This window comes from uncultured Caballeronia sp. (genome assembly GCF_964243625.1).
Taxonomy (GTDB): domain Bacteria; phylum Pseudomonadota; class Gammaproteobacteria; order Burkholderiales; family Burkholderiaceae; genus Caballeronia.
This window is the reverse complement of the sequence record NZ_CAXTGZ010000282.1, coordinates 1-7,577: the sequence shown is the minus strand read 5'-3', so window position 1 is coordinate 7,577 and position 7,577 is coordinate 1. Positions and strand designations below refer to the sequence as shown.

Below are 7,577 nucleotides of genomic sequence, written 5' to 3'. Positions count from 1 at the left end.
CGTTCGGGACCGCGACGGTCGTGCCCGCTTTCACTTCGGTCAGCGCGTGATGCTTCTTGGAATACAGGCCCATGGGCGGCGTCGGGACTTGCACGACGCCGACCAGATCCGTTCCATTGCGATCGTTGTAGGACTTCAGGTAGACCTCGTGCTGCATGACATCGGCGGCGATCTCTCCACGATACACCGCCTGATTCGCCTCCAGTCCCGTACTGAATTCCACGTACTTGATCGAATAGCCTTTCTGGCGCAAGACCGGTTCAACGCCGAGTTTGAATTCATCGGAATAGGGACCGGGCACGAAGCCGATGCGCAACTCGTTCGTCTCCGCGGCATGGCTCGCCGGCGACGCAAGCGTCACGCTGAGCGCGATGGCAGCAGCGAGGAATGTCCAATCAGGCATGGTTCGGAATCAAGAAAAAAGGGAGGAAAGGGACGCGACACGCCGATCAACTTAAACCTTTGAAAGGCGCTTGAGAACCAAGCAAATTCGATATCGATATGTCGATCCGGCACGAATGAATAAGCATTGCGCTTCTTGTTGGTTTGCCCGCTGGATAGCCGACCGTATGCTTGCGATGCGTCGGCAACCGCCCGCGTCGATCCCGCAACCGTCTCCACAGATCCATGAATCGTTTCCATTCTTCAAGCCGCCGTCGTTTCGTAGCAAGTGGTCTTACGCTTGCAGCCTCATGCGCGTTGCCGCTTGCTCATGCGCAAGGCAATACCGCGCAAACCACGAGGTCGTTGCGGATTGGTTATCAGAAGGGATTGCTCAGCATCCTCAAAGGCCGTGGAACGCTTGAACACCGGCTGACGCCGCTGGGCGTGCGCGTCGAATGGACGGAGTTTCCGTCCGGGCCGCCGCAACTCGAAGCGCTGAACGTGGGTTCTATCGATTTCGGCGATGTGGGGGAAGCGCCGCCCGTTTTTGCGCAAGCTGCAGGGGCGCCGTTCGTCTACTACGGTCAGACTGCGCAGCGGCCGGCAAGCGAGGCGCTCGTGGTGCAGCAGGACTCGCCGGTAAAGTCGGTTGCGCAGTTGAAGGGCAAGCGCATTGCGTTGACCAAGGGATCGAACGCGCATTTCCTGCTGTTGCGATTGCTGGAGAATGCGAACATCGAGTACGCCGATATCACGCCGGTCTTTCTTTCTCCCGCCGATGCCCGCGCGGCCTTCGAGCAAAAGGCAGTCGATGCATGGGTGATATGGGACCCGTTCCTCGCGGTCGTGCAGTCGACCAGCAAGGCGCGGATCGTGGCGGACGGCAGCGGCGTGGTCCAGAACCGCGCGTTCTATTTCACGTCGCGTACATATGTGCAGAAGAACGACGACGTGCTGCGCGCCGTGCTCGATGAAATTGGTGGCATCGACCACTGGATATCGGAGAATCGCGAACCGGCGGCGGCGGAGTTTTCGCGTTTGTGGGGCATCCCGCAACCCATCGTCATCACGGCGCTCACGCGGCTCAAATATGGGACCGAGCCCATTTCCCGCGATGCGCTGGCGAATCAGCAGCGCATTGCGGACGCGTTCTACAAGCTCAAGCTGTTGCCATCGCAAATCGACGTGACGGCGGCGGCTCCGCGAACGCTCGCCTGAGCGTTTGGCGCCGTCGGCCGCTCATGTCGGTCATAGTGACTTATACCTGCGTGCGCCGAACCTGAACTACGCAAATGCCATGAGAATATGAGCGCGTGCTTCAGGCGACGGTCATCGATGCAACTTCCGCCCCCGGCAGCGCCGCGAGGACGGCGGGCGGCAGCACCAGCTTCGCTGTGCGAATACCGGCGCCCATCACGATCTGCGCACGCGCCATGACAGCGGACTCGATCAGCACGCGCCAGCCGGCGGGCAGCCCGAACACAGTGATGCCGCCGAATTCCATCGCGCTGTGCTCGACGGCCGCTTCGCGCGGCGCGAACGAGACTTTTTTCGCACCGAGCGTTTGCCGCACGGCGCCGTTGACATCCAGCCGATGCGAACCGAGCGTCACGACCGCCGCGAAATGCTCTTCGCCGTCCTTTTTGTATCGAAGCACGATGGTGTTCGCGCAATCCTCCAGCGGAATGCCATAGCGCGCGCTGCAATCGGCCGTGTCCGATGCGTCGTCGGCGACGGCGAACACGACCACGTCCCGGCCTTCTATGGCAGCCGCCACATGCGCCGGAAGGTGCTGGTCAAGTTGATCGGCGGGGATGACGTCGGTTGTGGCGTTGATCTCGTACAGGTTCATTTGCGTGGCGAAAGTCGCGTGATGGAAGGAGCCTTATCCGGCCGCAAGCGTAGCGCAAACCGCGGCGGCGTGCTCGGCGGCCGGCTCGCGAGGCCGGCCTTCCATCAGTAAAACCCGTTCCGAGTTACTTGTTGTTCGCTAGCGAACCGGCGCTGTTCGTGCCGCCAAACAGCGCGGTGAGGTAACTGGCGTTCATCTGCGAATTCGCCATCAGTGTGTTGAGCGACGTGAACTGATCGTTGTATGCGGTCGTGAGCTGCGCGGTGAGTGCGTCGAGCGCCGTTTGCTTGGTGACCAGCTTCTTGAGGTCGGCGGTGAGCGCGCTCGAGCGTGTTTCCACGATACCGCCCGTCGACAGGAACGACGTCAGGTTGTCGTTCATCTGCGTGCCGACGCCATCGGTGGAATTGAAAAGCTGCGATACCTTCGTCGGATCGCTCTTCAACGCGGCGTTCAGTGCGTCGGCATCGGTCTTGAGCGTGCCGTCCGGCTTGAGCGTGATGCCGATGGACCCAAGGTTGATCGACGATGCCCCTTTGCCGACGCCGCTGCTCAACACGCCGGCAAGCGTATTGCGAATGGTGTTCATCATGGCGTCGCCGAGAAGCGTGCCGCCTTGCGATCCCTTCGGCTGGCTCGAATCGAACGAGGTCAGCGTCTTCACCGTGCCGATGTAGTTGTTGTACGCCGTAACGAAGGCGTTGATGGCGGTTGCCTGGCCCGTCGTATCCTGCGCGACGGTCAGCGTTTGCGTAGTGCCGACCGAGGCTGAATCGAGCGTCATGGATACGCCGCTCAGCGCAGTCGTGATCGTGTTGCTCGCGCTCGTGCCGGCGGTGCCCGCAATCATGAAGTTCGCATCCTGGCCCGCGACGCTTTGCGACCACTTGCCGGTCGCGACACTTGTGGCCGAGCCCGTGTAATTGCCGGCCGTTTCCGCGCTGTTCGCCGGCGCGGACACGGTGCCCGAGGTCATGGCCAGATCGTTCAGCGCATCGTCCGGGCTGGCGCCCGCGATCGAAATATTGATCCCGTTGGACACCCCCGTCGACGATGACCGCAGCACCAGGTGCGCGCCGTCCGTGCCATTGACGATCGCCGCGGTGATCCCCGGATTGCCTTTGCCCGAATTAATGGCCGAGGCAATGCCGGCGAGCGTGTTGTTGTTCGAATCCACGTTGATGGACATGCTCTTGCCGCCGACCGACAGTGTCATCGTGCCGGCACCGAGCGTGCTGCCCGCCTTGAACGCGCCCGACGTAACCGATTGCGACGTCGCGATATTCGATACCTGGACCGAATACGATCCTGCCACAGCGCCTTTCGTGCCCTTGGCGGTGATGCCCTTGCCGTCGCCGATTGCGGTGAATGCGGACATCGTCGTGCCGTCGGAAAGCGAGGCGATCGAGCTTTGCAAAAGCGACATTACCGACTTCAACTGACCAAGCGCCGTAAGCTGGGTGTTGTCCGACTTGGTCTTGTTGGTGAGCGCTGCCGTCTGACCCGCCACCTTCGCATTGACGAGGGCGGTGACGAGCGCGTTCACGTCGGTCTTGCTTCCGGTCGAGCCGCTGATGATCGATTGCGCCGCCTGCTGGACGGCGCTGTTCGGATTCACGCTGGATGAAGAGATCGTGCTCATGCATTGCTCCGTTATTTTTGTCGCGCCGCGAATCAGGCAGCAGCCATGCGTTAGTGGCCTTGCTTGATATGACGAACGAGTGAAATTCGACAGACGGACGCAAAAAACAGCTGGCATTCACTCTTTCTGGCCGCGTCAAACGTCGTGTAACGGATTGTAATTGAGCTTACAGTTTACTTGCTAGTTTATTCATATAATTAACGTTCAAAGGCATGCGCTCGATTGATTCGATGCTAAAGCCAGTCATGGAAATAGCGATCGACGACCATATACATCGGGAAGTACCAGTTTTCCCGCATGAAAGCGTTGTCCCTTGCCTGTTTTAGCGTCAATTCATCCTGCGTAGTAATTCCGGCAACGCCGTTTTCCATTTTCTCCTTGGCTTTCGCGAATCCCGATCCTTTCGAGGCCGCGGTCGGCCCCGTCATCTGAATCGTGCTTGTGCGGACATCGTTGAAATAGAGATCGCGCCGCGCCGTGTCGCTCTTGAGCGATTTGAAATTGCTCTGGATCATGGCTTTGTAGGTCTTCATCCCCTTGCACCTCGGGTGAGAGGCAATGACCGAATTGCTGATTGCCGGCGTCTGGCCGCCGACCTTGCGCGCCCACCATGCGTCCGATTCCCAGTCGCTTTGGCTGACGCCGTCCTTCCAGGCGTAATTGACGGCCGAGAATCGTGGATACGACTCGTGACAAACGATCGATCCAAGCTTACTTGCGCAGGAGACGTCGGTATCGACATAGACGCCCCCGTACTGCATCAGGATCTCGATTCTCAGGATGTCGCTCGCCGCGCCGAAATTGCCGCCGCGTTCGACCAGCTCCCGGCGGTAGATCGGCGCGGTCTTGCCCATGTTCAGGTCGCGCTCCACCTCCCGCAGCTTGATGCGATTGCTGTTGCAGAAGGCCATGATCGAATTGACCTTCTGCACGCGCATGCCCTGCAATGCTTCACCACGGTAGTTGAGGAATTCCTGCAGGTATTTCATCGTGGCACGATCGTCGCCGTCTTTTCCCACGTGCTCGGCGACCGTTTTCCACTGGTCCGCACTTACGCCCGCGCCGTTGTTCTGCGCCGCGTAATGGGCGGTTGCGGCGCGGCGCCGTTCGCCTGTCAGCAACTGTTTTGCATCGATCCAGAGATTGACTTCCCAGTCGGGATTTTTAGCCGGAAAACTTGCGATGCAGTCACGATTGCGTTGCGGGATGTCGTTACCGATCCAGATGATATGCAGCTTCTTGGGTATGGCTTTCACGTCGGATTCCTGAAGTCTGTCGTTCAGGAGAAACACTCAAGCCCCTTGGCATATTCCATTACGCTGGCACCGCAAAAAATGAATTGGAATGAAAATTCCATGTTAAATACAAGTGAAATTTTCGTTGCACTGGCGTCGACGCTCTTCTATGCTTGTCCGTACCAGCGGCCGGAGCGCCGTAGTGAAAAAACAAGGAGACAGCCGTGAACAGCATGCAAGCCGATGCCGTGACCCCCGAGGCCGTGGTCGAAGCACTTTTGCGCGGTCCCGGCGCGGTTCGCATTCGAGGGGCGTTCAGCGCGGCGCAGGTCGCGGAGGCGCGCCGTGTCGTGATGGCGCATTCCGACGATCGCGCGCAGACCGTCACGCATTTCCAGAGGCAGGCAGCACAAGAGCAACGGCTGCATTTGCAGCGGCGTGTCTGGAATCTGCTGGCTAAAGGCAGTGTATTTTCAGAGATGGCCGAGCATCCTGTGATCGTTGCAGCAATGCGGCTTTTTCTCGGCGATGACTTCATCATGGGATCGATTGCCGCCAACCGGATTCTGCCGGACGGGCCGGGACAGGAACCGCATATCGATTATCCATACTGGGATTTTCATGCACCCGACACGTTTCCGGTCGGCATCAACACCAGCTTTCCGCTCAACGCACAAGTCACCATTCCACTCGATCCATTCACGCCGCTGACCGGCGCGACCGCGTTCGTGCCTCACACGCAGCACGAACTGCGATATCCCGGCGATGGCGATGCATTCTTCGAACGCTGCGAACGGATGGAAGCGGACCCGGGCGACGCGATCGTGTTTTTCGGCGCGACGTGGCATTGCGCGATGCCGAATCACAGCACCCAGGACCGCAGCGCCGTGCTGATCCAGTACCTGCCGAAGTTCGTCAAGCCGATGGAAGACCTGCGCGCGATGGCCGGCGAGGCGTTTGTGAAAAACGCCAGTCCGACGATGCGCCAGTTGCTCGGCCTGAATTTTCCATACCCGCAGAATCTCGACGCCGTCGCTGTGGCGACGAACGCAGAGGGGCGCACGAACGCAGGGCGTTAGGGCGCGGGTTTATCGATTTACCCTTCGGAAAACCGCAGCGCCCGTTCCAAAGCGCCGGCGCTGATCGGTTTGTGGAGATATCCGTCGAACGGTTCGAGGTCATCGTCGCGCAGATCGGTGCGCCCGGTCACCGCGATCACGCACGCGTCACGCGATGCACCGTCTTCGCGCACCTTCCTGCAAAGTTCGCGGCCGTCGGCGTCCGGCAGTTCGATGTCGAAGAAAACCACGTCGAAGCTCTGCGCTTGCGTCAGCTCCAGCGCGGCGCGGCCGTCATACGCCACCTGCACTTTGTGTCCCAGGCCCGAGGCTATTTCGCCAAATGCATCGGCTGAATCTTTATGGTCGTCGATAAAAAGGATATGCACGATTCCCTCGGTATTAAGCGGTTTTTCTGCTCGGAGTTTTCGTCCTGCTGGCAGGTGGGATGAACGAGATCGCGCGTTCACGGACAAGCTATGCAACGACAATGCCAGGTGACGCCCGCGCAGCCGTGGCGCACGTCCGGCGTATTTGTCTGCGGCGTGCGGGTCATTGTTACAAGCGCGAGAAAAGCAGTTGACAATCGCAGCGCACGCCGCGAGCATGTTTCCGTTGGAAAGTTTTTAAAGCCCCTCTCATCTCCTTGTCCGTGATTCCCTATGAACGAAAGCCGAAAACCCGCAGCGGTTTCCCGGTCGAAGAAAACGCAGTCCGCTGATGTAACGTCCGCGCAAAAGCCCTATCACCATGGTTCGCTCCCCAACGCGCTGCTGGCGGCGGCTGAAACCGTGCTTCGCCATGACGGCATCAGCGGGCTGAGCCTGCGATCCATCGCGCGCGAAGCCGGCGTGTCGCACACGGCGCCGCAACATCATTTCGGCGATACCGCCGGCGTCCTGAGCGAACTCGCAGCAAGCGGCCATCTTCGTCTCACCGAAACCATGGCGAAACACGCGCATGGCCTGCAGCCCGGGCCGCAACGGCGCCGTGCCATTGCGCGCGGCTACGTGAGTTTCGCGGTGACGAACCCGGATTTGTTCCGGCTCATGTCGCGAGCGGAAATGCTCGACAACACGCGTCCATCGCTGGTCGAGGCGCGGCGTGCGTCGGCAATGGCTTTATCCGATGTCGCCGATGACACCGATGACACCGATGACACCCCGGAAGCGACGCAGCCACCGCCCAAACTCGATGCCACCCGCGCCGTCGCCATGACCGCCGCCTGGGCTTATGTGCACGGCCTCGCCACCTTGCTTATCGATGGACGCCTGAACGGCCTCGCGCTCGCAGCCGACGGCGTGGAAAGCGCTGACGCGCTGGTCGATGCGACCATCGAACAAATGCGGATCGGGTAGGCGCCGCACTCGCTGATCGACCAGTTCGTCCGTAAAACCCCCTACGGA

General features: G+C 60.1%; 9 protein-coding genes. 3 read left to right on the top strand and 6 right to left on the bottom strand.

Annotated features, from left to right (window positions below):
* Both ACFFAR_RS18905 and ACFFAR_RS18900 read right to left on the bottom strand, forming a co-directional pair.
* The coding region (locus ACFFAR_RS18905; protein ID WP_375508266.1) for a MetQ/NlpA family ABC transporter substrate-binding protein at positions 1 to 403 on the bottom strand (403 nt) is incomplete at its 3' end.
* Positions 358 to 642: a hypothetical protein gene (locus ACFFAR_RS18900; protein ID WP_062001449.1), complete on the bottom strand. Its 285-nt coding sequence runs from the start codon at positions 640 to 642 to the stop codon at positions 358 to 360. The genes ACFFAR_RS18900 and ACFFAR_RS18905, both read right to left, overlap by 46 nt.
* Between ACFFAR_RS18900 and ACFFAR_RS18895 the strand changes: the two genes are divergently transcribed.
* Positions 628 to 1,602: an aliphatic sulfonate ABC transporter substrate-binding protein gene (locus ACFFAR_RS18895; RefSeq protein WP_174363617.1), complete on the top strand. Its 975-nt coding sequence runs from the start codon at positions 628 to 630 to the stop codon at positions 1,600 to 1,602. The two genes, ACFFAR_RS18900 and ACFFAR_RS18895, sit on opposite strands and share 15 nt — an antisense overlap.
* A 100-nt stretch (positions 1,603 to 1,702) precedes the next feature.
* Here the strand turns inward: ACFFAR_RS18895 and ACFFAR_RS18890 are convergent, their stop codons facing one another.
* The 3 genes from ACFFAR_RS18890 to ACFFAR_RS18880 form a co-directional block, all read right to left on the bottom strand.
* On the bottom strand, positions 1,703 to 2,236 hold the full coding sequence (locus ACFFAR_RS18890; RefSeq protein WP_174363618.1) for a YbaK/EbsC family protein: 534 nt from the start codon (positions 2,234 to 2,236) through the stop codon (positions 1,703 to 1,705).
* A gap of 124 nt (positions 2,237 to 2,360) precedes the next feature.
* A complete protein-coding gene (fliD, locus tag ACFFAR_RS18885; protein WP_174363619.1) occupies positions 2,361 to 3,878 on the bottom strand; it encodes a flagellar filament capping protein FliD in 1,518 nt (505 codons plus the stop codon).
* Between the two features lie 233 nt (positions 3,879 to 4,111).
* On the bottom strand, positions 4,112 to 5,134 hold the full coding sequence (locus tag ACFFAR_RS18880) for a TcdA/TcdB catalytic glycosyltransferase domain-containing protein (protein ID WP_174363620.1): 1,023 nt from the start codon (positions 5,132 to 5,134) through the stop codon (positions 4,112 to 4,114).
* Between the two features lie 212 nt (positions 5,135 to 5,346).
* On the opposite strand from ACFFAR_RS18880, the gene ACFFAR_RS18875 reads away from it, so the two are divergent.
* Positions 5,347 to 6,192: a phytanoyl-CoA dioxygenase family protein gene (locus ACFFAR_RS18875; RefSeq protein ID WP_174363622.1), complete on the top strand. Its 846-nt coding sequence runs from the start codon at positions 5,347 to 5,349 to the stop codon at positions 6,190 to 6,192.
* 17 nt (positions 6,193 to 6,209) lie between these two features.
* Here ACFFAR_RS18875 and ACFFAR_RS18870 read toward each other — a convergent pair whose 3' ends face one another.
* Entirely contained in the window at positions 6,210 to 6,641 is a 432-nt protein-coding gene (locus ACFFAR_RS18870; protein WP_375508267.1) for a response regulator, read from the bottom strand.
* A 192-nt stretch (positions 6,642 to 6,833) separates the two neighbouring features.
* Between ACFFAR_RS18870 and ACFFAR_RS18865 the strand changes: the two genes are divergently transcribed.
* Positions 6,834 to 7,529 (top strand): WHG domain-containing protein, encoded by a 696-nt coding sequence (locus ACFFAR_RS18865; protein WP_174363621.1) that lies wholly within the window; start codon positions 6,834 to 6,836, stop codon positions 7,527 to 7,529.
* Positions 7,530 to 7,577: the final 48 nt, after the last annotated feature.